This window comes from Cyclobacterium sp. L-R (assembly GCF_056859355.1).
In genome coordinates this window covers 35992-62258 of sequence record NZ_JBSXOH010000101.1, presented here as the reverse complement: position 1 = coordinate 62258, position 26267 = coordinate 35992, and the positions used below count along the sequence as shown (strand labels likewise).

Sequence of the window (26267 nt, the reverse complement as noted above, 5' to 3'; positions counted from 1 at the left end):
ATAGTGTATTTATTAATTAAAAGGACAGGTATCGCGTTGATATAATATGCTTATCAATACTTCCATTGGTCTTAACAATCCGCCCCGATATAGCCACAGTTTTGTTGGTAACCTCCACTGGTTCTATCAATTTGTTCCAAAGGAATAGGTCGAAGAATATGATAATCCTGAATGTTGTTTTTTCCTTCCGGATTATGGGCCCTTACTCTTTCTACAAGTTTACCAGTACGGGTAAGGTCAAACCATCTGTGACCTTCACCTACAAGTTCCCTTCCTCTCTCATCCAATAGAAATTCGAGTGTAGCCTCTTCAGGAGAAATTTCAATGGCTTCTTCCTTCCCTGTCCAGGCTCCCCTTCTTCTAACTGTATTGATATCCTCGGCAGCAGCACTCAGTTCGTTTTGCATAATTCTGGCTTCAGCTCTTATCAGGTAGGCATCCGCAAGACGCATTAATGGATGATTTCTTTGTCCGGGTGTATGCTGTCTGTTGGGCCTTGTAGGATCAATCCATTTATTTAGCGTTGGATACCATCTTTCATCGTATTGATTGTTAGTAAAAACCAGGTACCTCGTTTTTCCTTTTTTCTCATCAGTCCATATTTCATCCTTCCCAGGCCCTGGGATAAATACGGCTGTATCACCAATTGAGAATTTCCTAGTTCCAACTAAAGCGGAAGAAACATAGCCTTTGCTTGCATCTTCACTGGTCCAGACCGGAATACTACTTTCGGTATTGGAAATCCAGGCATGTTTATAGGTTTTATCGTATCGTGCATCGAATTCTCTATCCCATAAACCCAATAAAAATTCAGTGGGTCGAAATCTGATCCAAGGCCTCCCATTTTCAGTATCTCTAGCCATCCCAGGAAGTATATCGTATTCCATCAAAAAGTACAGGTGGCCACTATGGCCTTGGGTATCCAAACCTTCATCTACCTGGTTCTTGTTGTTTTGAATGGCAAAAATCACCTCACTATTTCTTTCATTATTGATGTCCCATAGGTCTGCAAAATCAGGCAGTAAACTGAAATCATAATTGTCAATCACATTTCCCATTAATCTTGCTGCTTCAGCAGCATCAGCATTGCCAGCTCCATAGGTCTTATAAGCTCTGGTCATGTAAACCTTTGCCAAGAGAAATTCAGCGGCAGGCTTGGTGGCTCGGCCGTATTCATTTTGGCTATCCGGTAAATTATCAATAGCGAATTCCAAATCGGGAATAATAGCATCTGTATAGATTTGACTTGCTGGAGTCCTGTTGGCATCAATTTCAACGCCCACCGTTTCATCCAGAGAAAGATGAATATCACCAAAAAACTGTACTAAATTAAAGTAAAACAATGCTCTAAGAAATCGGACTTCTGCTATTCTCGTGGTCTTCACTTCCTGGGTAACTCCCTCAACATTTTCAGACCTGTTAATTACTGCATTGGCCTGATTGATCCCTCGGTAAAAGTCCCGCCAGGTATCACGTACAAAACTCTGCGCAGGACTAAAGGCACCATCGTAGTAGTTAATCATTTTATGACTCCCTCCTCTTCCATTGGTATGTAGGTCTGTACCAAATACAGTCATGGTAAAACCCCGTTCTGTTCCATAGAAACTTTTCGGTTCAGCATAGGTCGCTGCCAAAGCTGCTTCAAATCCACTGGCTGTAGTATAATAGGTTCCTGCTGAAACTCCTGATATTAATTCTTCTTCAAGGTATTCCTCGCATGAAAGACAGTAGACCGCAGAAAATAGTATGAGAATTAAACTTATTTTATTTTTCATGATTTTTTTTGCTTTAAAATGTTACATTAACACCAAATAAAAATTGCCTTGCTGAGGGTATCGACCCTGCATCAATATCCCCTGCCAATTCCGGGTCCCAAGTATCAAAAGTGGACCAGAAGACAGGGTTTTGAGCTGATGCATAAACCCTTAACCTACTCATTGCCAACCTACCTGCTAAAGCTTCAGGTAGATTGTAACCCAGTGTAACATTTCTCAACTTCACAAAACTGCCATCAAAATAACTCCTTGTGGAGCTATCTCTGGGGAATTCCTGATAAACATTAGGTCTGGGGTTTTCATTACTGGGGTTATCGATTGTCCAGTAATCAACATTTAAATTGTTATACCTTGCCTCAAGGTTATTGTTGGAATCATGGAATCTGCTTCTAATCATGTGTCCCATCCTATAAAAAAAGAAGAAACTAAAATCAAAGTTTTTAATTTGGAAACGATTGGTGATGCCTCCCAAATAATCTGGCACATCAGACCCAAGTACCAACCTGTCATCAGGGGTAATCAAATTGTCCCCATCCTGGTCCTTCAGTTTAATTTCTCCGGGAAACTTATTTTCCATTTGTCTGGCCATATCCACCTCATCAGATTGCCAGATTCCAATTTTTTGGTAATCGAAAAATACCCTTATTGGCTGCCCAATAAACCATTGGTTTCCTGTATCATCAATTGAATTACCATTTTCATCCTTGAAAACCAGGTCTGTGATTTGCTCCTTATAACTTGATATGTTAAATTGAATATCCCATCTGAAATTCTTTTTGTCCATTGGAGTAGCATTTAAAGAAAACTCCAATCCATTGGTTTTAGTGGCCCCAATATTTTGCAAGATATTTTGGTATCCCGATGTATAAGGAAGGTTTCTCTCCAATAAAATGTCGGTAGTATGGGTAATGTAATATTCCAAGGATCCAGAAAGCCTATTATTGAATAAGCCAAAGTCCAAACCTAGATTGGTTGTAGAAGATATTTCCCAACCAAGATCACTATTTGGGATTTCATTTAAGCCAAAACCCAGATAGGGAGTATCCCCCAATGCGTAGACTGTCCTTCTAAGCCTACCTAAGGTTTGGTAAGGATCTACTGAAGTATTCCCAACCTGCCCATAAGAAGCCCTAAGTTTAAGTTCAGTTATTAGACTTTGGTTTCTTAAGAACCCTTCCTCTATCAGTCTCCAACCTATAGAACCTCCAGGAAAATAGGCCCATTTTCTACCAGGCGCCAACCTCGAAGAGCCATCTGCCCTTAAAGTAGCCTGGAAAAGGTATTTCCCCATAAAATCATAATTCACTCTACCCATATAGGAAGCAAGGCTCCATTGTTCAAGCCGGCTACTGAGGTTGCCTTTCACTTCTGCTGTTCCTATATCGTAAAATAACTGTGATTCATAAGGCAGGTTAGACACCTCACTCTTGTGCTGTTCGGACCGTAGTCCTTGGACACTTTGGAGTAGTGTGGCCTGAAATGAATGATTAAGGCCAAAACTTTTCGAATAATTCAGGATATTCTCAACTGTATACCCAAAATCAACTTCGTTTTCTAAAGAGGCGCTGGCTGGCCCACCTCGATTGGCATTGCTTTTACTGGCACGAAAATTCCCAATCCTATTGTAGCGTATGTCTGGACCGGCATTGACCCTAAAAGTCAAACCTTCAATGATTTTCGCTTCCAAATACACTGGAGCAAATATGCGGTTGGACCTTCTCTCATCTACATATGCCCCTGGCACCAATTCATTCAAAGGATTGGTGCGGATGCCATCATTGGTAGGCAAAAAACGCAAACTTCCGTCCTCATTGTAAGGAACACCCAGAGGGTTGTTGGAAACGGCCTCCCCTATAGCTGAGCCTGACCCCCAGTTCTGAATGGCAAAGGTAGCCAGGAAAGAAGTGCCCACTTTAAATACTTTGCTGATATTGTGGTCTAAATTTATCCTGGCTGTGGCACGGGTATAGTCCATGTTCTCCACAATTCCTGACTCATTGAAATAGCCCAATGAAATATTAAATTGGGTTTTATCACTTCCCCCATTGACACTAACTTGATGGTTTGTCTGATGCCCTTGACCAATTATTAAATCCAGCCAATCAGTAGACCTACCCATGTTTACCGATTCAAACTCCGTGGGATCTAAAAAGACTTGCTCATCTGTTGGTACCACACCATTCCAGGAAGGCTGACCTGTATCAGGATCCCATCTTCTGGCCTCTCGTTTCATGGCAGCATATTGTTGCCCATCCATCATATCCACCATATTGGTGACGTTTGAAAAGCCATAATAGCCATCATAGGAAACGGTAGTCTCGCCTGTTGAACCTCTTTTGGTAGTAATAATGATTACCCCATTGGCACCCCGGGAACCGTATATGGCAGTAGCCGCTGCATCTTTCAATACTTCCATTGAAGTGATGTCCTGGGGATTTATGTCAAAAATGGCACTTGTAGCACTGGTTTGTGGTATTCCATCTATTACGTACAAAGGATCATTGGAAGCAGATATTGACCTTCTTCCCCGTATCAATACCTGTGGGTTTTGACCAGGTCTACCACCGGAGGAAACGATATCCACCCCAGCCACTTGACCTTGCATCGCTTGGACAGCACTCGCAACAGGGATTTCTTTAATGTCTTTTTCATCCAGAGAGGAGATCGCTCCTGTTATATTTCTCTTTTCCTGAGAACCATAACCTACTACGATCACTTCTTCCAATGAGGATAAATCCTCTTCAAGGACAATATTGATCGAGGTTTGGTTACCAACCATTACGGTTTTTGTTCGATAACCCACGAAGGAAATGATCAATTCATCGCCTTGTTTTGCATCTATTTGAAAGGCTCCATCACTGTCTGTAGCAGTACCTATCGTTGTCCCCTTGACAAGAATAGTAGCACCGGGTACTCCTTCACCTGAAGGGTCGGTCACCTTTCCCTTAATATCAATTAATAGTTCTTGTATAGTTGTTTTTTCATCGTTCGCCTTTTTATTGATCTCCATGGCCGGAGCGGATAACACAATTAAAAAAAGCAGACAAACATTCAACAACTTCTTGTTTGCCTCCTTAAAGTGGAAGTTTATAGGTTTTTTCATGGGTTTTTGGGTTAATGTGAATTGAAAGAAGCCTATTAAGTACTTTAGGTAATTATCCCCTTGAAATAGGCTAAAATTGTCTTATCTCTTGGCCTCAATTGCCAAATCTCAAATCAAATTTGGATTTTGCATTTTTCGGGGACAAAAAGGGTTAATTAACAGCAATAAATGGGCTAAGCGGTTTGAATAATTTTGTTTTTATTGTTTCATAGGCATGCTTTAATATTCGGAACAATCCAATTGTGAATCCTGCAATTTTACCCATTAATGTAATGAATAAAATATATAATCATAAATTGAAATAAGTCACTTTTATTTACCCATAAAGGAAAAATACACTATAATTCCTATTATAAGAATTCATATTCAATTCACATCGACTTCATATTGTTTATTGAAATATTTTATTGAAATTACAACACAACATAAATAATTATTTGTTGTAATAAAAGATTTTTATGTATTAAACCTATACCTATATTAATGGGTGGTACTATAACCAAATTCAAATATAAAATGGGGTTTTGCTTCTTTTGGGAAAATATGACCTAGATACCCCCAAGCTACGCTACTTTAAATGGCAGGAGTGTTAAGAAATTAATCCCGTGATAGGCAATAGGCTTTCTTCTGTGCCTTGAAATCACTTCAAGCTCAGTTTCTTTTCAATAAAAAATGGCAAAAAAAGTCCAAAAAAGCGTGCATAACACCTTTCTTAGACTTTTTCAATTAAGAACCTTATGTGTTTCGTTTTGAAGTGCTATCGGGCCACATTGAAATGAACCTAAATATCAATGTGGCAAAATTTAAACTTTCCAGCCTTTTCTGTATTTTCTAGACAAATGCTGATTGGCCTTTTTAACATTCCTGACACGCATTTTTTTTGCATCCCAATCCAAGAAAATATCTGGTTCCCGAATGGCCACAGTGCCTAAAATTACTGTTTCGGACATAGGTCCGGAGATTGAGAAATCGCTTTCTGTTTTTACATTCTTTAAGCAGGAATCTGCGAAATAATGGTAATGGTCTCTATCTTCTAATACAGGGTTTTTAACGTGCTTAAATTTATCTTCTGGTAAAAGCACAGGCATTTTAGTATGTGGGATAAGCAATGCACCTTCAGTCCCTATTAACATGGCAGATTCTGCCGGATAATTTTCTAAAGAAAACAAAGCCCTAACCTCTTCTGGAGGATAAAACTCACCATCAAACCACTCCACTTTCAATTCATTTTCAGCCGTCATCTCATTCCCGGGAAAAACCCAAGTAATGTGGTTACTCTGTGGCCAGGTATCTACATTTCTTTCCGGTGAGTTTTTCCATGATTCCTGAACTTTGGCTATTACAGAAATAGGTGCTTTTAAATCCATTCCCTTCCAAACCGCATCTAAAATATGGCAACCAATATCACCAGACCAGCCGGTACCAAAATCCTGCCATGCCCTCCATTTGGCAGGGTGGTAGATTTTAGATGCATAAGGACGCATGGGTGCCGTGCCAATAAATTGGTCCCAATGTACATGATCAGGAACTTTTTCATCTTTCTTCGGCCTTGGCCCTTCAAACCTATAGGCCTCTGTTGCCCCTGGCCTGTTGGAACAAAGGTAAACCTGTTTGACCTTCCCAATATGTCCTTCCTTAATCCATTGTACGGCTGTTCGATCTCCTTTTCCAGAGGCGTGCTGCGTCCCCAATTGACTGATGATTCCTGCTTTTTTAGCGGCTTCAGTTAGGTCTCTGATTTCACTAACATCGTGACACATCGGTTTTTGACAATACACATGCTTGCCTTTGCTGATTGCTGTGTAGGCAATTGGAAAATGATTGTGGTCAGGCACACTTACATTGACAGAATCAAAATTATCTGCTTCCTGTGCAAACAACTCGCGCCAATCCGTAAATCTTTTTGCATTGGGTAAAATTTCAGCTGCCTTTGCCAAATGATTTTCATCAATGTCACAAATGGCTACAATTTCCACATCAGGATGTGCATTAAATCGACTGAGATCATGTCCACCCATCCCCCCTACTCCTATACAGGCATGCCTAAGTTTCTTCCTATTTGTTTTGGCAAAAACAGGCACATTAAATAAAAGAGGTTGAGCCAGGGCAATGGCCGCAGTGTTCAATAAAAATTTTCTCCTAGAGGAATTATTGTCCTTCTTCATTATTAAAGTTTTAATTGCTAAACACGTACATTCATATAATTCACAGTAAAGCAACTAGCTCAGTTTGTTAAGAGCCGTCCTGCTTTTCCAATCAAATGATATTAATACACCTCGGTATTTGGGTAAGGTTGGGGTTATTCTGCATTTCAGGAAGTTGAAATGGCATAAATAATTGCTTCTCTTGAAGTAGATTGTGAAACTTAATAATTCCCACTTTGACAAATGATCTCGAAATAAATGGGTAATAGTATCATTTAGGTTTTTGTGAGGGTCTCCTCCAAATTATAAATGGCTACAATAACCTGCATTAATGCGGCAGTCCTTATTTCTTCCATTTTAGCTGCCGGAGAATCTCCTACCATTAAGGTGTTGACGGCAATATCAGGATCCTCTTGAAATCTTGATAACTCCTCAACATAAAACGCTTTCAATAGCTTCTCTTCCTCACTTTTAGGCAAACGGCCGAGGATTCGAACAAAGGCCTCATCAATCGCAGATTTTTCGTCCTTATAGTTTGCATTCAATTTCTCTGCAAGCACCCTAGAAGCTTCAAGCACCAAAGGATCATTAAGCATGGCCAAAGCCTGCAAAGGTGTATTGGTTCGGTTTCTATTGACCTGGCAAATGTCCCTATTACTCCCATCAAAAATCAATAGCGAAGGAGGTGGTAGTGTGAGTTTAATGAAGGTATAAATCCCTCTTCTGTACAACTTGTCCCCTTTATCTTGCCGGTAAATATTAAGCTCCCCCCTTCCGGAACTGGAAGCTTCCCACAAGCCTTCAGGTTGGTAAGGCTTGACACTCGGCCCACCTAATTCAGGCACCAGTAAGCCACTACTGGCAAGTACCATGTCCCGAATCAATTCAGCATGCAATCTTAACCTGGGAAATCGGGACAGATAAGTATTGTCAGGATCAATAGCCAGCATTTCTTTGCTTACTGCAGAGGATTGCTGATAGGTAGCAGAGCTAACTATTAATTTAATAAGCTTTTTTATATCCCAGCCACTTTCCCTAAATTCCACAGCCAACCAATCCAATAATTCAGGGTGAGTTGGGAGTTTGCCCTGCATGCCAAAGTCTCCGGATGAGGGCACCAGCCCCACCCCAAAAATCTCCTGCCAAATAAGGTTGACAAAAACCCTTGAGGTCAAAGGATGATCCTCAGCAAAGGCCCATTTTACTAAACCTAACCTATTTTTGGGTAATTCTTGAGAAAAAGGCTTAATGATATCCGGTGTGTTAGGGCTTAGTGGCTCACCTTTTGGCGCATCATATAAGCCCCTATCCAAAATAAAGGTAGGACGGATCGAATCTTGAAGATCCTGCATGATGGAAACGGCCACTTTGTTTGTATCTGGATGGTTGATAAAACCCAAAATTCCTTCCGTATCCTCAGTATCTATCCACATCAGTGGAGTCTTGGCTCGGACAGCAGATCCGGCTCCCCCTTCAAAACCTTTTTCTGGTGTATTGTTAAAAAAGGCATATAGGTTGAAATAATCCTTTTGAGAAATCGGATCATATTTGTGGTCATGACACTGGGCACATTCCATGGTCATACCCAAAATAACCTTGCTAAAGGTATTGGTTTTGTCTAAAACGTATTCCACCCTATACTCTTCATGGATCACCCCTTCCTCTTCTGTAATTTTATGGTTTCTATTAAAGGCCGTAGCTAAAAGTTGTTCCCTATTTGGTTCAGGAAGTAGATCACCAGCAAACTGCCAGGTTAAAAATTTGTCATATGGAATATTCTTATTAAAGGCATGAATTAGCCAATCCCGGTAAGGCCATTGGGTCCGGATATTGTCATTCTGGTAGCCAAAAGAATCTGCATACCTGGAAATATCAAGCCACAGCAAGGCCAATTTTTCCCCGTAAGCTGGTTTATTAAGGTAATGATCAATCATCTCCTCCCATGACTTTTGACCTGAGTCAAAAAGCCTGACTTCTTCGGAGGTCGGCGGAAGTCCGGTAAGGTCCAAACTCAATCGCTTAAGAAGGTAACCTTCCTCAGCTTTTGGACTTGGAGTCAATCCTTTTTCCTCCATTTTTTCAAAAATAAAACCATCAATTGGATTATGACTCCATTCATCGTTATCCGGTATGGGAATGGTTTTCTTAGTGGGGGGTTCAAAGGCCCAATGTTTTTCATATACTCCTCCCTGCTCCACCCATTTCTTAATCAGGTTCCTTTCAAAATCAGTAATCGTCAAATTAGATTCTGGAGGTGGCATTTTCTCGGAGGCATCCTCCGAAAAAATCCTTTTTATCACTTGAGACTTATTGGTGCTCCCCGGGACTATGGCATGCTGATCAGGATTCTCCTTCAATGCAGCATATGCTCCAGCTTCAGTATCCAGTCTCAGTCCGGCTTCTCTTTTATTGGCGTCGGGCCCATGGCAGGCAAAGCAATTGTCAGATAAAATAGGTCTAATATGGAAATTATAACTGACTTGATCAGGAATTTTGATTTCTTTGTTGGCATTCTCATTGGAACAACTATTCAAAGCCATTGCCACAATGAAAAATACCATAAATATCGATAAAACAACAGCTGTATTTTTCAATCCTACCGGGTTTACATTAATTATACTTCTAATTTAATGGTTCTCAATTAGATTGCAAACATATATTCTGCTGCTGTATTTCAAAACAACATTATTTATAAGGATTTTTGTTTAGCATTGCCATTACCTTCCAATAAATAGCCATTATCTGCCCTTATTTACTTTATTTGTTTAAGGCGGATAATGACTTTATCTTATTTTCAACTCAAAAGAACATTGAAAGCTAAACTTCAGTTAAACTCCATCCAATTCCTCAAATCTCCACCTTTCATTGGGTGAGGTTGTGTGTTCCCTTTCTACAATTTCATTTACCTTCTTTAGAATATCGGGATTTTCTTTAGCCACGTCATGCATCTCCAAAGGATCACTTTTTAAATCAAACAATAACCAATAAGAACCTCCTTTTTGTACATCCAATTTTAAGGCTTTCCAGTCTCCCATTCTGACGGCTATCTGGCCGCCATAGGAAGGGAATTCCCAATAAAGGAATTCAGGTTGAGACTGAGAATGACCGATTAAAGTAGGATAAAAACTGGTTCCGTCTGTAGCTGTTTCTAATGGTTTACCAGCCACCTCAGCCAAAGTGGGCATTACGTCATAGAATACTGATGCATGGTCACTAACCGATCCTTCTTTGATTTTCCCTGGCCATGAGGCGATCATCGGTACCCGAATACCACCTTCATAAAGAAAGCCTTTGCCAAAACCTTTTTCTTCTCGAAACGCTCCCCCACTATTAAACCATGGAGAATCTGTTCCCCCATTGAAGGTAGGACCATTGTCAGAAGTGAAAATGATTAAGGTATTTTCATATAGCCCTTTCCTTTTTAATTGTTCAACAAGTTCCCCTACTTGCTCATCCATATAACTAACCATGGCTGCATAAGTGGCCCTTGGGTAGCGCGATGGATAATAAGAATTTTCTCCCAAATAAGGCTCTTCATCACCAAACTTGTCCACATAATGGTCTATCCATTTTGTAGGGGCTTGAAGAGGTACATGAGGTATTGGGGTTGCCCAATATAAAAAGAAAGGTTCTTCGCTACTCTGTTCGTCCACGAAGTTGGTAATCTTATCAAACATCAGCTCAGGAGCATAGTCAGTAAGAAAATAATCTCCATAATTTTCCAAATTATAGGGATCAGCACCTTCCGCCAATTTTTTATTTGGAGCGATTGTATCGTTGTTCAAATATACCCGCTGTTCATTTTCGTAAAGATGGACCGGATAAAGGGTATGGGCCTGCCTTTGACAGTTGTAGCCAAAGAAATAATCAAAACCTTGATTGGTTGGGATGCCTTCAGTATGTGGAGCTCCTAAACCCCACTTACCAACTACGGCCGTAGTATAACCGGCCTCTTGAAGCATACGCCCAAGGGTATAAGTACCTGTTGCTATTGGTCTCTGGCCTTCAAGGGTTGAGTCCGCTAACATGGCATGGTAATTCCAAACATCACCTCTACTACCCCACTCATCATTTCCTCTTACCTGAGAATGACCTGAATGTTGCCCTGTGAGCAATACTGCTCTTGCGGGGGCACATACAGGTGCTCCTGAATAATGTTGTGTGAACATCATTCCTGAAGCTGCCAAAGCATCAATATTGGGTGTTTCAATTTTTTCCTGTCCATAACATCCCAAATCGCCATATCCCAAATCATCTGCCAGGATGTAAATAATATTTGGAGGAACAGTTTCCTCTTCCTGACTTTGGCAAGCTGGCAATAGGGAAACAATAAAAGGTAGTAATAATAGTAATCTGTTTTTCATTCTTAATTTATATGGTTGAGGTAATTTAAATTTCCATTAGAATATGGCTATTTTATTTTGGGATGTTTTATACTTTATTGGTATCAAAATCAACTTTTAGAGTGGCCATAGGACCAGAATTGGTATTCAGCTGATTAAAAACCATACTTTTTCCTCGCTTATCATCTGTAACTTTCACGAAGTAATTTCCCTCGCTAAAAACTTCCGGCCGGAAAACATTATCATTGACCCTAAGAGAATACACCAATTCCCCTGATTGCGCTTCAAATACTTCTACTATCGGTTTGTTACAATTGCTTAAGTCCAAAGGAGGTAGACTTCCCTTGGCATTTCTTGCATAATTTTCCTTTTGGGAAACGGTTATCGGCCAACCTTCATACTGCCCGTTTGGATTGGCCTTTGGATCGATATACCTAGGCCAACATTCCATGGTCATTTGCTTACCTTTCTTATCAAAGGTTACTATTCCATAGCCGGTAGAACGGTCATGAATTAGTGCAGGTTCAACGCCTGTTTTTCGTGGATTTGCCACCGCATGCACGGTCATTTTATTTCCAAATCCATCATTAAAATTCCCAGTATACTTTGGCTTTCCTGGTAAAGGTTCATGATTTTCAGGTACCGGTGGCCACCAGCGCCTAGGAAATAAATTGTTCAATGCAGGCCCGGCAAAAGCATAGCCGGAATCTTTGAATTCATCTACCCCATATTGCACAACCGAGGCCAAATGCTGGTCTCCGGCAATATGCAAAGCAAAAGCCTTTCTGATTATTTTTATGGCTTCATCTCTCCCTTTCTGTGGCCAACCGTTGGAATCCATGTCAGAAGTAGGCGCATCACCCGGCACATATTCTCCCAATTCAGGAATGGGTAATTTTGGCACAATACTGTCGATAATACTACCCTCCGGGAGGGTCGCTACGGTACAAAAGTTGGTTTGAGACAAAACTGCCTTCATTTCTGCCCCCTTGCTCCAGTCAGTAGACCAATGCTTCAAAAATTTCAATTGACGTTCACCTAGCAAGTCTGCCTCAATGTCATAGTATTTTTTGATGTCAAATTCCCTGTTTTGAATAAAGCCATTGGTAACCTTCGCTTCTTCAGGCAATACATTTTTTGGTGCAGATTTGAACTTTCTGTCTTCAAGTATGGCAAAACTAATTCCCCCATATACCCAATCGGTATAATAAGTACCTATTCCTTGCTTTACAGGTGTCGGGTCAAAGGCATCGGGAAGATGACCTGTTTGTGTCAATTGCACCATATTTACCCACTCTGCCGGCATTTTATAGCCTCCCTGATCTTGGGCTACATAGGTCCATCCTTCATCGGTTGGGGCCACCTTTCCTGCTTCTCCCCAAACATTGCCATGATAAACATCATGGTCATCCGGAATAAAAGCTGATGGTATATGTCTAAATATTTCCCTATAAGACCAGCCAAACATGTACCATTTACGGAGATAGTCCAGGCTTGATTTTTCCAATGGTGAAGTTTGAATACCAAATCCACCGGTACTTTCATAAAACTGATCCCCTAAAAACACCGCCATATCAGGTCCATGTTTCAGTGAATGAAGGCTTACTTCGTTGTCCGGAAATCCATAATCTGCATTGCAACTAAAAACGGCAAGCTTAACCTGATCCTTGTCTATTGGTTCTTCAGCAATGGTACCATTATAATAAAAACTCCGAACACCATTTTCTAAAGGTAAATCCATTTTCACTCTATATGGGATTGCCGCTTCTTCGGCCCAATTTTCAAGGCGGAAATGGGCTACCCTTCCTAGGGCATCAATTTTTGCCTCTTGAATATTGGTCCAGCCATTTCCTTTTTTTACCTGTAAGCTGACTTTATTTCCCTTGATTCTTTCTACCGGTGCCAATTGAGCACCTAGCTTTAATACACCATCATGCAAGGTATAATGCGCAAAACAGACAGGCCCAAATGATTGGTTTTCTGCTGCTAATACCTTCTCTCCTGTTACAGCCCAATCCGAAAAAGCTACAGAGGCTTCGAAAAGTGCCTCTTCAGGAAAATGGGAAACCAATGCAATATTTCCACCAAGGTTTCCGCTGTAATTTTCAATCTTTAAAACTCCTAGCAGTTCCTTACTTATAGGGACAAAAGCTTCTATTGTTAAAGCACCTTTCTCTCCTTTCACCACTAGATTAATTTCTTTGTCCAAGGGCAATTTCTCCGTCCCCACCTGCTCATCAATGAATAAATAACCCTCACCATTGATACCAGCATCCAGCCCTTTACCAAAAACTGCCGCAGAGCGGTAATCTTCAAATTTCCCTCTGGCTCCTAACCTTATCCCTACATAGGACGTTGAATCACCAATTTTATCTTCCTTTAGCCAGCTTACCTTTACTTCACTTTTAAAAGAATCAGCTGCTGGGCTCAATTGATGGGTAAGGCTATGGAGGGTTCTGTTTTTAGCACTTAGGTTACAAACGGCTTTGCCATTTTTCAATTCCCAATCCTGAAGTCGGTTCCCCCAGTATTCAGGACCTACCCAAGCCATGTCAGGCCAATTTTGCCAATTGCTTTTAAGCGGACTTCCCTTTTTAAAGGATATTATAGGCCTTGTTCCAGCCCAATTTTCAGTAAGAACGAAAGATGAACCTACTGTTCCTAAGGCGATTGATTTGATGGCTTTTCTTCTTTTCATATAAATTAGTCAGCTAATTTTGGATTAATATTTGTTTCTGATTCAGGAATCGGCCATTTTTCATCTTGACCTGGTCTGAAATTTTTGGAGGTAACATACCAACGAGACTTGGGATCGAGTTTTATAGATGTGGTAGGATACCTTTCTGATTCCGGGAAAGGAGCACCCCAAAAATCACCAGTTAGGACCTCACCTCCAATATTCCACCTAAAGATATCCCAAAGTCGTGTACCTTCAAAGGCAAGTTCAATCCTTCTTTCTCTTCTTAGCAGTTCTCTAAGAGAAGATGGATCTGTTTCTGTTATGGGTGGCAAAGCTACCGATGCCCTTCCTCGAACCAGGTTGATGCTTTGGTCTAATAATTCCTGGGTTATCGCATTGCCTGCCTCCAGTTCAGCTTCAAGGTAACTTAGTAAAACCTCGGCATACCTAATAATTGGAATATTTCCACCATAATCTGTTCTTAAATTTCCACTAAAAGACTCATCGAAAAATTTCCTTAAGCCAAATCCTGTTCTTGTGGCCTGTTTGGAATAGGTCAGTTGATCAACAGATTGAGAGGAATCAGGATGACAGACATACCTCTTTCCTTGAAAAGTAGATTCATTCCAGATAAAGGTATCTCTAAAGCGCTGATCTCTATTTGCTCCCATGTCTTCCTGAATAAATTTAGGATCATCATAAGAAAAATCGGATCCATCATCAAAACCATAGGCTTCGGCCAAGCTTCCCAGTGGATTGACTATGTGCCACCCACTTGATGCCGCAGGAAAAGCGTGCTGAGGTAGGGCATTTGGAGCCAGCCCTGAAACAAATTGAGAACTAAATATATTCTCCGAACTATTCTCATTTTGGGGTGTAAAAAGTGAACCATAATCGGAAGCCAACTCATTGTCCCCGTAGTCTATGATTTGCTTATAGGTGGCTGAGGCTTCATCATATCTTTCTTCGGACAGGTAGAGTCGTCCAAGAAAGGCCATGGCTGCTTGTTTGCTAGCTCTTCCAATTTCAGAAGCCCCAAGGGAGGAAAATCGGGGTAAGGCATCTATAGCTGCTTTCAATTCGGTATCAACAAAGTCAACGACTACCGATTTATCAGATTTTTCCACATTATTTGCCTCATCAGGTGTTAAAGTACTTGTAACCAAAGGTACATCCCCCCAAAACTGGGACAAATAAAAATATTGAGTGGCTCTGATAAACCTTGCCTCGGCTTTCATCCTGTCAATTTTTTCTTGAGGCATACTTACCAAGTCAATATTTTCTAAGAAATCATTGGCAATGGCTATTCTTCTGTAGGAACCACTCCAATAACCATCAACTACATTGTTGTTGGGAAGAAGGGTTCCATCCGTAAGTCGGTTATAGGTAGAATTATCTCCTCTTCTGTCATAAGCATTGTCAGTAGCAAATTCTAAAAAGACGATTCCACAATAAGTCCACCAATCAGATGGCACCACTTGAGTTCCAAATTCAATATTACCACGATACATGCCTGTCAAAGCTATAAGGGCATTGGATTCAGATGTCCAAAAGGTACCACTTGCAAATGCGTCTGTAGGAAACTGATCAAGCTTTTCATCGCAGGCCGAAAATGATCCTAGTAAAAGTAAGGTGAGAATATATATTTTAATGTTTTTCATAATTGAAGTCATTTTAACTTTAAATTATTTCAGATTAAAACCTGGCATTTACACCTAGGGTATAGGTAGATAAAATAGGATAATAAGCTCCGCCAGTATTTATTTCCGGGTCCCAACCATCAAAGTAGGAAGTCAGAGAAAGGATATTTTCTCCACTAAGGTAAATTCTAAGGTTTTGCAAGCCTATCCTGTCCAAGGTTTCATTGGGTAATGTATACCCAAATTGCATGTTTTTAATCCTTAAATAGGAGGCGTTGGTTACCCAGAAGTCTGATGAAACTGTATTTGGGGTCCCACTATTCGTAATAACCTCAAGCCGCGGATAGGCAGGATATCGCTCTGGACTGTCAGGGTTGAACCTTCCATCCATTTGCCACTGCTGAATATTACCTAAATTAAAAAATGCCAGACCAGCATAACCATTTAACAAACCACTTACTCCTGAAACTCCCTGAATAAACAGGGAGATATCGAAATTCTTATATTTGGAACCTAAATTTAGTCCATAGGTATATTTCGGTATTCTACTCCCGAGATAAGTTCTATCATAAGTTGGATCTACCTTTCCATCAGGCACACCTTCGGGGCCACTAATGTCAAGATACCTAATGTCACCAGGAACAGGGTTGGGTGTAATGGAGGATTGGCTGGGCCATGTGTTGATGTCTTCTTGGTTTAAGAATACACCATCTGATTTATAACCATAATACATTTCCATAGGAAAACCGACAAACAAACTAGAGCCATTGCCTACCAAACCATTCGGCTGCTCCACATTCCCAAGTCCTAAAGTAACAATCTCATTATTGATGATTGAAAAATTTCCTGAAATGGAATATTGAAAATCATTTACTCTTTCCCTGAAACCAAAATCAAACTCCCATCCTGTATTTTTAGCAGCACCGGTATTTACTTCGCCAATGCCCACGCCTAACACCGATGAAACACTAGCGGTAGGCTGGTAAAGAATATCTGTCGTTTTGCGCTTAAAATAGGTGGCGTTAAAACTTAATTTTCCTTGTAAAAAGCTACTTTCAACACCTACGTCTGTTGTTTCGGTTGATTCCCACTTAATATTAGGGTCTCTAAATACTGAATAGGCCGCACCCGTGGAAATACCTCCTCCCAAGGGATAATTTCTTCCTGACTCAAGCACTGTCTGGTAAGGGTAGTTACCTATGTTCTGATTGCCCAATACCCCCCAAGAAGCTTTCAGCTTCAAATCAGAAAGCCAAGAGGAGTTTTTTAAAAAATCCTCGTTTGAAAGTCTCCAACCTATTGCCATGGAAGGAAAGAGGGCATACTTATTGTCTTCAGGAAACCGGGAGGAACCATCGTACCTGAAAGTAGTTTCAAACAGGTATTTTTCATCATGGTTGAACTTTACTCTGGTAAAAAGGGATTGAATGGCCCATTCAGCATCAAAACCACCTACTCTTTGGTTATCAGCTCCTCCCATTCCTATGACTGTATAATCATTACTTGGAAAATCTTGTCTATAGCCATTAAAATAGGTATTGACTTGATTTTCAAAAGTATAACCCACGAGAAAATCGATGATATTTTTAGAAAAACTTTTGGAATATTCACCTAAAAATTGCGCTGTTTTAAAAATCTCCTTATTACTGAATTGGTTCAGATAGGATTGGTCATGTATGATATTGTCATTTAGCCTTTGAGAGGCTAGGTAAGAACGCTGTTCAAGTAGAAAAGAATTATACCCCCCAATTGCCGAAAAAACCAAACCTTGAACCGGCGTCCAATCCAGTTTCATATTTATCCCAACACGGGTTCTAGGGTTAGTCAGATAGGAATCAGATTGCAACCAAGAAACAGGAGTTCCCCCACTTTCGGGTCCAATACCAAAGTCACCATTGGAAGCCTGACCCAGAAAAATTGCAGGATATCTGATGGCGTTCTGGATCAATTGATCACTGAGCTCTCCCCCTTTATTGGCAGTTGCCTGAGGCTCATTTCGCTCCTCTATCGATCCAAACAGTCTCGTTGTTAATTTCAAACTTTCCCCCAATTTGTTTTCAAGATTTAACCTTAAGTTGTAACGGGTATAGTCGTTTTTTGGAACAATACCTTCCTGACTTAATATCCCCCCTGAAAGAAAGTATTTGTTGTTTTCATCTCCACCATTCAAAGTCAAGGTGTGCCCAGTTTGAGTACCATCTCCAGCAAACACATGATCTAAGAACCGAGTGTTTGGATAATTATCAGGGTCTGATTGGGACCTGTATTTCTCAATGTCCTCAGCCGTGTAACTATTGCTTCCTGAGGCAATATTATACATGGCTGCATAATCCCAGGAGTCCACAAATTGAGGTAACTGAGTAGGTTGATTAAAACCTACATATCCATTGTAACTTACAGTCAATTTCTTAGCTGACCCATTTTTAGTAGTTACCAGAATAACGCCATTTGCTGCCCTTGCTCCATAAATCGCTGCTGAGGAAGCATCCTTTAATACAGAGATCGATTGTACATCATCAGGATTAATGTCATTCATATTTCCGGGTATGCCATCAATTAAGATCAATGCATCAGGGGTGGCCCCAAAGGAACCTACGCCTCTGATCCTTATATCACCACCACTCTGACCTGGTCTACCTGATCTTTGTATCACCGTAACACCGGGCATTTGGCCTGTAATTGCCTGAGATAGTTGCTGTACAGGACGATTTTCAATCGCTTCAGATGAAATTTGACTTACAGAACCTATTACATTGACTTTTTTCTGCGTTCCATACCCTACTACCACCACTTCCTCCAGTGATGACTGATCTTCAATTAAGGTAATGGTCAGACTTGATTGGTTGCCAACCGTGATGCGTTGAGATTCGTAGCCTATAAAGGAAAACTGCAGTACAGATCCCTCTGCCACTTCCATAGAAAAATTGCCATCAAGGTCGGTGGCAGTTCCAGTATTAGTCCCTTCAACCAGCACCGTCGCACCCGGGATAGGCTGTCCATTTTCGTCTACAACTTTTCCGGAGATTTCTATGAAATCAAAACTTATGGTAACTTCTTCAGCTTGATTTGTTTGACTTGATCCCCCTACATATATGGAATTATTTACCTGCCGGAACTTCAACTTAGAAGATTGAGCTACCTGTAACAATATGTCATTGACAGATTGTTTTCCGGTCTTTAATCTAACCGAATCTTTCTCACTAAGCAGGTCATCCGGAAAAATAAAAACATAGTCTGTTTTGGATTCAAGGTTATGAAACACCTCCCGTACACTCCAGTCCTTATTGGACATTCGGAGGAATGTTTCATCGATCGGTTTGATCTGGGCTTTGGAATCATTGGCCAGCAAGGTAGTCAGAAACAAACATTGCAGTAAACAGCCGTATAGCAGGTTTTTGGATACCATCTTTATTAGGTATAGTATTTTTCTTTTCATAATTTTGGGTGTTTTATTGAATTGATTTCTTTAAAGCGGGCAGGGTAAAATGTTTCATTTGGCGATGGGAATTTTATCCTGCTTTTTGTTTTTATTTCATAGGCAATTAAAATTTTATAACTACATTTTTTTGATTAATCTGATAGTCAAAATCAAGAGAGAAACTCAAACCTGTCAGGATGTCTTCAAGGCTCTCATTATTGAACAAGCCCGAGACTTTTCTATTCTCATCCCTTTTCATTTCGAAACGAACCCCATACCAAGTCTCAAGGGACTGAAGAATCTCTTTGAAAGGTTTACTTTTAAACCGAATCTTACCTTCCTTCCAAAGCGTTGTTTGGGCCGGATCAAATTTTCCTTTGGATAAATCTGAAAAACCATTTTGCTGCGCTGTAGCCATTTCTCCCGGCATAAGGGTAAGCAATTGTTCTTCTTTGGTTACATTGACTTTGCCCTCAGTGAGCGAAATTTTAACCCCCTCATCTCGGGCATAGGCATTAAAGGCAGTGCCTAATGCAGTGGTAATCACAGGGCCGGTTTTCACTTTGAAAGGCAGGTTTTTATTTGGAGCTACCGAAAAGAAAGCTTCACCTTCAAGTGCTATTTCTCTATTGCTACTACCAAAATCAGAAGAAAAGGTGATCGTGGACAGAGAATTTACAATTACCGCTGAGCCGTCAGGGAGGGTTAACCTTAGTTTTTCACCGGCGGTAGTTTGCTTTCGGATTTCTACAACTGGAATACCTGTAATTTCTACTTGATCTTCCTTTAAAACAATGCCCTCATATAGAAAGTAAACAGAAAAGATAAACAAAAGGAAAGTAGCGGCAACCTTACTAAATTTAAAAAATTGATGAAAAATCTGCTTTCTCTTGGGAGCCTTTGAGCTTTTTAAAGTTGCATGATGAATATTACCCAATATTTGCTCCTGTTTCAATTTACTTACCTTATCCGTCTCCTCTGAATTCCAGTTTTCGTGAAGCATCATGAAGAACTTGTCTTCCGAGTCAGCTTTACTCAACCAATCCAATACCTCCCTGTTTTCCTTAGGCGTAGTATGGTTATTTAAAAATCTTATTAACTTTTCCTCCTCCAAAATATTATTTCATTTTAAGCATTACACCTGACACCGACTTATTACTTAAAAAAAACGAAAATTATTTTGATAAACTTCTCTTCCCAGTAGTATAACCAGAAAAAATTTCATTTCTAATTGAGGGGCTGCCTTTTAAGAATTCGAAACAATTTTAAATGATAGTATAGAAAATTATGTAACAGACAGGTACAGATACGTTGGTATACCTACTCTAGTATTAACTACTAAAAAAAAACAAAATTAATGGCCCATATATAGACACTTTATGGATTAACTCTCCCTTAAGAAACTTGGTAGCCAAATAAATATGATGTTCGACGGTCCTTTTGGAAAGACTTAACTGGAAAGCTATATCCTCATTGCTCAGCCCCTCAAATTTACTTAAAAGAAACACCTTTTGTTGTGTTTTGGGAAGGGATTTAATCAGGGCTGTGGTAGTATGCTGCAGTTCTTTAAAAGATAATTTTTCAAATACATTATCAGCGCTGACACAATATTTCTCAGGTATTTCCTCGATAGTACAGTTTTTCTTTTGGTCCCTAAGTTTATTGAGCAATTGATTTTTTACGGATTGAAACAAATAGGATTTGAAGTTTCGGTTTTCATTAAGTGTTTTTCTCCTTTCCCATATTTTGATGAATATTACCTGCACCGCCTCTTCTGCCTCAATTTTGTCGCTAAGGTATCTATAAGCAAAACCAAGTAATTTTGGAAGATAGCGGAAATACAATTCATCAAAAGCTTTTATATCCCCTTGCCTTAGGGAACATACCAAATCCTTATCAGTATGGTAAATTAGGGGTCTCAAGATCTGGGTTTAAGTTAATTGCTCACAATCACTTCTGGTAAATGGTTATTTGCAATATAGGTAATTAATTAAAATAGCTTATAATAGGATTTTATTATAATATTTCAATTTACGAAAATAAATGAAATTATCTAACCGATTTAAATCAATGGTCATCATGTGTTGATTTTCATACCTCGTTTTCTTCCGCCAGAATTGAAAAGGCAGCTAGTACTTAAGGAGGCTTCAGGGCAAATGGAATCAAAGCACATGTCTTCGAAAATGGGAAGAATCAAATTGCAAAATATGATTTTAAGTGGTGTAATCATCACCCTTTTCCCATGACACAGAAAAAAACCGGCATTTTGAGCTACCTTTAGTAAGCTTCATTCTACTATGTATCAATAGATTGAAGATAAAATAACCACTCAAAACACAACCTCTCATGAAAACACCTAGAATTATTCAGTTCATACTATTTATAGGATCTTGCTTATTATTAAGCTGCAGTACCAACCTGATGGTGCTTGAAGACATGTTGCCAAGGGCCAAACAACAGTCTTTTAATGTTAAGTTTGACCAAACATCCCTTGTAGATTTTGTCGTTAATTTTGATCTGGTTTATGAAATCAGCAATCCTTACAAAAAAGAATTGCCCATTCCTGATCATGTCATGGGGATATTCGTTGATGGAAAAGACATAGGATTGGCCAAAACCCATGAAAAGGTTTTGGTGCCCCCCAAATCCAACACTTTGCTTAATTATTCCTTTACTTTAAATTCTAATCAGTTGAGGCAATTGATGGGCAAAAACAACAATATCACGTTTAGGTCGGCCATAGAACTGGACCTTACGGATTACACCAATATGTTGCCGAATTTTCAATTGGCTGTCAGTGAGGATTTTGATCTTGAATCTTCCGAATTGAAACCCTACCTCAACAAACTGCTCCAAAAAAAGATCGGCAAGTTTGATTTTTCCTATGAACACAGCGCCAAAATAAAAATCCCGGCACCTCCTGTGATCAGCAAGTCAAACCAACCAATTGAAATCAAGCTTTTAGGGGAAGGAAGCAACCTGATTAACCCCAATGCCATCAAAACAGCTTTGATTCCATTTGGAGATTTACTGGTTAACGGAGAAATGGCCGGTTTAAAGGATCCTTTTATTGATGCTGTAGTGAGTATGACTGTTCCTGTTCCTGACCCGGTCATTGACAATATATTCCGGACCAAGGATGTGAAAATTGAGAATTACATGCTTGACTTGATTAGGCCTTTCGACAGTCAAATCAATACTAAATGGAACAATACAAAGGCACTAATGTACCGAAACAGTAGCTTTAAGCTGACTGATTATTTTGTAGACAATATTCTTGATCCGGCAGGTTTCCCTGATGCCTCAGAAAAGTGGGATATTTTCCAAACTTCCTATAATCAGTTTAAATATACTGTTTTCCCGGATCAGCTTCCCGGACCACAGACCAGGGGGTTTGAAATCTTAATTCCTTTTACATTTAAGAATCAAAATGAATTCCCCATTAGTATCCCTATATTTCGTTCCAGTGTTATCCTACCTGGAGGTCAACCTTTCACCATGTATGTTAAGCCAAAAGATATGGGTGAAATTAATTTGGGAGAGGTACCTTCCAACCAGGCAGAGATACCCGCCAAACAATCCAAGACACTATATGTGGTTTTCTCTTTTGACATGAAAGCATTTAACCAAGGCATTTACAGTCTGTTTATGAAAAATCAGTTTGAGCCCAACCTGGGAGGAATTATGTCGTATGATTTTGGCTATGGCCCTCTTTATATAGGTTATGACTTGAAAAATATGAGTTTGGATTATAAATAATGAATGGGGCTGCGTGGCTGTTACGCCTAGCCTTTCTGATTCGCTTATTGAACTGACCCAATGTAAAGTTAGTAACGCAAGTAGCATTCCTATAAAATCAAAATCCCCCTTTCTAAAAAGGGGGATAAAGGGGAATTTCTTCCACGAATTGTAAATTAATCGCACATAATAAATGAAGGAAATCACCTCATTCCCGGTGGCTGAGCGGAGCCGAAGCCTTAGGGTGGTTTGATGATAGGGTATTTGGCCTAGCCCATTAGAGAGGTTAAAATTTTAATTCTCTTCTGCAAAGATATTTTTCACCTCTTCATTTCTTTTCCCCTAAGTTGCTCAGCTTCAGGGCAGGCATTGATGAAAAGAAACGAAGCAAAGAAAAATCAAGCCAGCAGAAAACTCCTCCCCGCATGGCCCAACGCCGCCTCGTTCTCTGGCATGCCCCCGCGCTTCTTGTGATAGCATAGTTTAAAAGGAGCCTTTATTGGAACGTTATAAATCAAAAGGTGCCGCTCCTCTGGAGCTAATAATCGAAACTGACCTCATATGCTACAAAAATACTGCTCCTCTGGAGCACCTTAATTCTCGAGTAAATTATTAGATGGAATAATAAAGAAAATCCCCCTTCCCCGGTGGCTGAGCGGAGCCGAAGCCTTAGGGTGACGTGAACGATATACCTACCCCTTCGACACCGCTCAGGGTCCGGTTATTTTAGAGAAAGCGTTGGCCCTGTAATCTGGCTAACGCAATGTAAAGTCTGTAAAGCAATTGGCAATCCTGAAAACTTAAAATCCCCCTTTTTTTCAAAGGGGGATAAAGGGGGATTTCTTCCACGAATTGTAAATTAATCGCACATAATAAATGAAGGAAATCACCTCATTCCCGGTGGCTGAGCGGAGCCGAAGCCTTAGGGAGACGTGATGATAGAGTATTTGGCTTAGCCTATTGGAGAGGTTAAAATTTTAATTCTCTGCTGCAAAGATATTTTTCACCTCTTCATTTCTTTTCCTTAGATGAAAAGAAACGAAGCAAAGAAAAATCAAGCCAGCAGAAAACTCCTCCCCGCATGGCCCAACGCCGCCTCGTTCTCTGGCATGCCCACGCGCTTCTAGCAATAGCAAATTTTAAATGTCACCTAAATTGGAAAAAAATATGCTATGGCATTATTCGTATTTTATTCTGCCTTGAAGGGTTGACTCTTACCCCTTCAACCCCCTTAGGCTCCGTTTAAATCCATTACTTACTCCATATTTTATAAGATAATATTTCAATACATCAAAAATTTAAGCCATATTTAGGTAACGTAACCGTGCAAAATTTAAATTTGTCTATTTCACTATTTTAAATTCAAACACGCTTTCTCTTACCTATATACCCAACTAATGAAAAATCACAAATACCTTTTGGTCGCGCTTTTAATTTGTTGTGCTCTAGGCTTACCTAAAGCAATATTTGCAACAACCTTTCCTTTCAATGAACCTAAGGAATCAAAGCATGTGGTGTTTCTAATCAGTGAGGATCCTTTAAATTATGAGGCCCACCTTACCGTCCCTCCTTTTGCGGAGATGCTTGATGAAAAATATGGGGACTTAAAAGTGACCATTCTCAAAGGTAAAGGTACACACGGTGCCTACCGCTTTCCAAATCTTGAGATACTTAAAGAAGCGGACCTTTTGGTTGTCTTTTGTAGAAGATTGGCCCTGCCTTTTGACCAAATGGCAAGCATTAAAAATTACCTGAGGTCGGGTAAACCATTGGTGGGTTTGCGAACAGCCAATCATGGGTTTTCGGTTAGAGATGAAGTGGAGCCCGGTTTTGAAGGATGGTGGGGTTTTGTACCGGACATATTGGGTTGCGAAAACAATGGCTATTTCCCTGAGAAATTAGGGACGATTGTAAGTGCTTACCCTGGGGCTGAAAACCATTCTATTCTAAATGGTCTGGATTTAAAAAACTGGAAGAGCAAGGGGCAGGTGTACAAAGTTAAACCTATCATAGACCCAAATGCGGTGGTTTTACTCAATGGTAAGCCAAGAGGAAAATCTGACATAGAACCTATAGCATGGACAAGAAATACAGCTTATGGTGGAAAGGTTTTTTACACCTCATTGGGCTATCCTACGGATTTCAAACAAGCGCCCTTTATTAAATTGCTGATCAATAGTATTCATTGGGCATTGGAAAAAGAGTAAATTAGTAAAATGCTTCCTAAAATGAACAAGAGAAATTACCTCCTCACTTTACTTTTTCTTGGCCTATTGGTAAATGACCTGATGGCCCAAAACCCTTTGCCCAATTGGGAAAAGGTGAGCGAAAAGGCGGACTGGCAAGCCAGGGATTCACAAGGAGAAATGGTTTATAACGACAAACTCTGGATTTTAGGTGGCTGGTTTGACTCCCATCATGCGCCACCAAGAGATGTGTGGTCCTCTGCCAATGGAAAGGACTGGAACAAAGTAGCATCCAATGCGCCATGGATCCACAGTGACCTGCCCATGACTTTTGTTTTTAAGGACAAAATGTGGATTACAGGTGGTTGGTACAATGGCCGACTGGAAGGACATTCTGCAAGCAACAGTGTCTGGTCTTCCACGGATGGAGCAGACTGGAAATTGGAAAAGAAGGCAGCTTCCTGGACAGCTAGAATTGCATCAACCATAGTGGAATTCAAAGACAAGCTTTGGTTAATGGGTGGTGTAGAGAATTACTATTTTGGGGATGAAAAAAGCCTTAAAAACGATGTTTGGGTTTCCGAAAATGGGAAGGACTGGGAATTGGCCACTGCCGATGCCGGCTGGTCTCCAAGAGCTTACCATCAGTCCGCTGTGCTCAATGGCAAGATGTATGTTTTCGGCGGAGGCAATTATACTCCTGAATACCATGCAAATAACGATGTTTGGGTCACAGAAGACGGTATCAATTGGGAACAGGTAACCGAAGCTGCCCCCTGGCATGAGCGGATATGGTTTTCTTCTGTCGTGTACAGGGACTGTATCTGGGTAATGGGCGGCTGGTCCAACAACCCTTACAAAAACTGGGGAGATGTCTGGTATAGCAGGGATGGCATAAACTGGACTGAATACAAACCGGAAATTAGCTGGCCCGGCCGACACGAACATTCGGCATTCGTTTTTCAGGATAAAATATTTATTGCCGGCGGCATGCTCCCTCCTCTTGTCAATGATGTTTGGTCGCTGGACTTGCCTGAAGACTGGTAAAGTTCAATCTGTCTTTACCTAGACAAAACCCGAATACACCTCTTAAAGAACCAGAACAATAGAGCCCCAAACATTAAGCACCATCACCAAATCACACAATCATTAAATCACCCCATCGCAGATCACAAGATCACTACATTCCCAGATCACTTTATCACCAATAAATTGATACCTGTTAACAAATAGAGGGTAT

General features: G+C 40.3%; 14 protein-coding genes. 3 read left to right on the top strand and 11 right to left on the bottom strand.

Translation table 11 applies throughout. The features are described from left to right. Positions 1–71: 71 nt before the first annotated feature. The 10 genes from AC13EX_RS24715 to AC13EX_RS24670 all read right to left on the bottom strand — a co-directional run bounded on the left by AC13EX_RS24715 (position 72) and on the right by AC13EX_RS24670 (position 21025). Positions 72–1775: a RagB/SusD family nutrient uptake outer membrane protein gene (locus AC13EX_RS24715; RefSeq protein ID WP_482894714.1), complete on the bottom strand. Its 1704-nt coding sequence runs from the start codon at positions 1773–1775 to the stop codon at positions 72–74. A 13-nt stretch (positions 1776–1788) separates the two neighbouring features. Next, the gene (locus AC13EX_RS24710; RefSeq protein WP_482894713.1) at positions 1789–4878 is read right to left on the bottom strand and encodes a SusC/RagA family TonB-linked outer membrane protein; all 3090 of its coding nucleotides are present in this window, start codon (positions 4876–4878) and stop codon (positions 1789–1791) included. Positions 4879–5681: 803 nt separating this feature from the next. Next, positions 5682–7043: a Gfo/Idh/MocA family protein gene (locus AC13EX_RS24705; protein ID WP_482894712.1), complete on the bottom strand. Its 1362-nt coding sequence runs from the start codon at positions 7041–7043 to the stop codon at positions 5682–5684. Between the two features lie 254 nt (positions 7044–7297). Beyond that, entirely contained in the window at positions 7298–9583 is a 2286-nt protein-coding gene (locus tag AC13EX_RS24700; RefSeq protein ID WP_482894755.1) for a PSD1 and planctomycete cytochrome C domain-containing protein, read from the bottom strand. 267 nt (positions 9584–9850) lie between these two features. Next, the gene (locus AC13EX_RS24695) at positions 9851–11386 is read right to left on the bottom strand and encodes an arylsulfatase (protein ID WP_482894711.1); all 1536 of its coding nucleotides are present in this window, start codon (positions 11384–11386) and stop codon (positions 9851–9853) included. A gap of 67 nt (positions 11387–11453) precedes the next feature. After that, complete coding sequence (locus tag AC13EX_RS24690; RefSeq protein WP_482894710.1) at positions 11454–14063, bottom strand: alkaline phosphatase D family protein; 2610 nt, start codon at positions 14061–14063, stop codon at positions 11454–11456. A gap of 5 nt (positions 14064–14068) precedes the next feature. Continuing rightward, the gene (locus AC13EX_RS24685) at positions 14069–15706 is read right to left on the bottom strand and encodes a RagB/SusD family nutrient uptake outer membrane protein (RefSeq protein ID WP_482894709.1); all 1638 of its coding nucleotides are present in this window, start codon (positions 15704–15706) and stop codon (positions 14069–14071) included. 34 nt (positions 15707–15740) lie between these two features. Next, a complete protein-coding gene (locus AC13EX_RS24680; RefSeq protein WP_482894708.1) occupies positions 15741–19121 on the bottom strand; it encodes a SusC/RagA family TonB-linked outer membrane protein in 3381 nt (1126 codons plus the stop codon). Between the two features lie 106 nt (positions 19122–19227). Then, positions 19228–20217 (bottom strand): FecR family protein, encoded by a 990-nt coding sequence (locus tag AC13EX_RS24675; RefSeq protein ID WP_482894707.1) that lies wholly within the window; start codon positions 20215–20217, stop codon positions 19228–19230. A 217-nt stretch (positions 20218–20434) separates the two neighbouring features. Continuing rightward, the gene (locus tag AC13EX_RS24670; protein ID WP_482894706.1) at positions 20435–21025 is read right to left on the bottom strand and encodes an RNA polymerase sigma factor; all 591 of its coding nucleotides are present in this window, start codon (positions 21023–21025) and stop codon (positions 20435–20437) included. Between the two features lie 424 nt (positions 21026–21449). Between AC13EX_RS24670 and AC13EX_RS24665 the strand changes: the two genes are divergently transcribed. Continuing rightward, the gene (locus tag AC13EX_RS24665) at positions 21450–22862 is read left to right on the top strand and encodes a hypothetical protein (RefSeq protein ID WP_482894705.1); all 1413 of its coding nucleotides are present in this window, start codon (positions 21450–21452) and stop codon (positions 22860–22862) included. Between the two features lie 956 nt (positions 22863–23818). Here AC13EX_RS24665 and AC13EX_RS24660 read toward each other — a convergent pair. Beyond that, positions 23819–23977, bottom strand: a complete 159-nt coding sequence (locus tag AC13EX_RS24660; RefSeq protein ID WP_482894704.1) for a hypothetical protein — start codon at positions 23975–23977, stop codon at positions 23819–23821. Between the two features lie 261 nt (positions 23978–24238). Between AC13EX_RS24660 and AC13EX_RS24655 the strand changes: the two genes are divergently transcribed. Further along, positions 24239–25048, top strand: a complete 810-nt coding sequence (locus AC13EX_RS24655) for a ThuA domain-containing protein (RefSeq protein WP_482894703.1) — start codon at positions 24239–24241, stop codon at positions 25046–25048. 21 nt (positions 25049–25069) lie between these two features. Next, the gene (locus AC13EX_RS24650; protein ID WP_482894702.1) at positions 25070–26074 is read left to right on the top strand and encodes a Kelch repeat-containing protein; all 1005 of its coding nucleotides are present in this window, start codon (positions 25070–25072) and stop codon (positions 26072–26074) included. The last annotated feature ends 193 nt before the right edge of the window (positions 26075–26267 follow it).

What these genes read in the sequence shown, in the direction of transcription:
- AC13EX_RS24715 (WP_482894714.1), bottom strand. Translation starts at nt 1,775, where the DNA reads ATGAAAAATAAAATAAGTTTAATTCTCATACTATTTTCTGCGGTCTAC.
- AC13EX_RS24710 (WP_482894713.1), bottom strand. Translation starts at nt 4,878, where the DNA reads ATGAAAAAACCTATAAACTTCCACTTTAAGGAGGCAAACAAGAAGTTG.
- AC13EX_RS24705 (WP_482894712.1), bottom strand. Translation starts at nt 7,043, where the DNA reads ATGAAGAAGGACAATAATTCCTCTAGGAGAAAATTTTTATTGAACACT.
- AC13EX_RS24700 (WP_482894755.1), bottom strand. Translation starts at nt 9,583, where the DNA reads ATGGTATTTTTCATTGTGGCAATGGCTTTGAATAGTTGTTCCAATGAG.
- AC13EX_RS24695 (WP_482894711.1), bottom strand. Translation starts at nt 11,386, where the DNA reads ATGAAAAACAGATTACTATTATTACTACCTTTTATTGTTTCCCTATTG.
- AC13EX_RS24690 (WP_482894710.1), bottom strand. Translation starts at nt 14,063, where the DNA reads ATGAAAAGAAGAAAAGCCATCAAATCAATCGCCTTAGGAACAGTAGGT.
- AC13EX_RS24685 (WP_482894709.1), bottom strand. Translation starts at nt 15,706, where the DNA reads ATGAAAAACATTAAAATATATATTCTCACCTTACTTTTACTAGGATCA.
- AC13EX_RS24680 (WP_482894708.1), bottom strand. Translation starts at nt 19,121, where the DNA reads ATGAAAAGAAAAATACTATACCTAATAAAGATGGTATCCAAAAACCTG.
- AC13EX_RS24665 (WP_482894705.1), top strand. Translation starts at nt 21,450, where the DNA reads ATGAAAACACCTAGAATTATTCAGTTCATACTATTTATAGGATCTTGC.
- AC13EX_RS24655 (WP_482894703.1), top strand. Translation starts at nt 24,239, where the DNA reads ATGAAAAATCACAAATACCTTTTGGTCGCGCTTTTAATTTGTTGTGCT.
- AC13EX_RS24650 (WP_482894702.1), top strand. Translation starts at nt 25,070, where the DNA reads ATGAACAAGAGAAATTACCTCCTCACTTTACTTTTTCTTGGCCTATTG.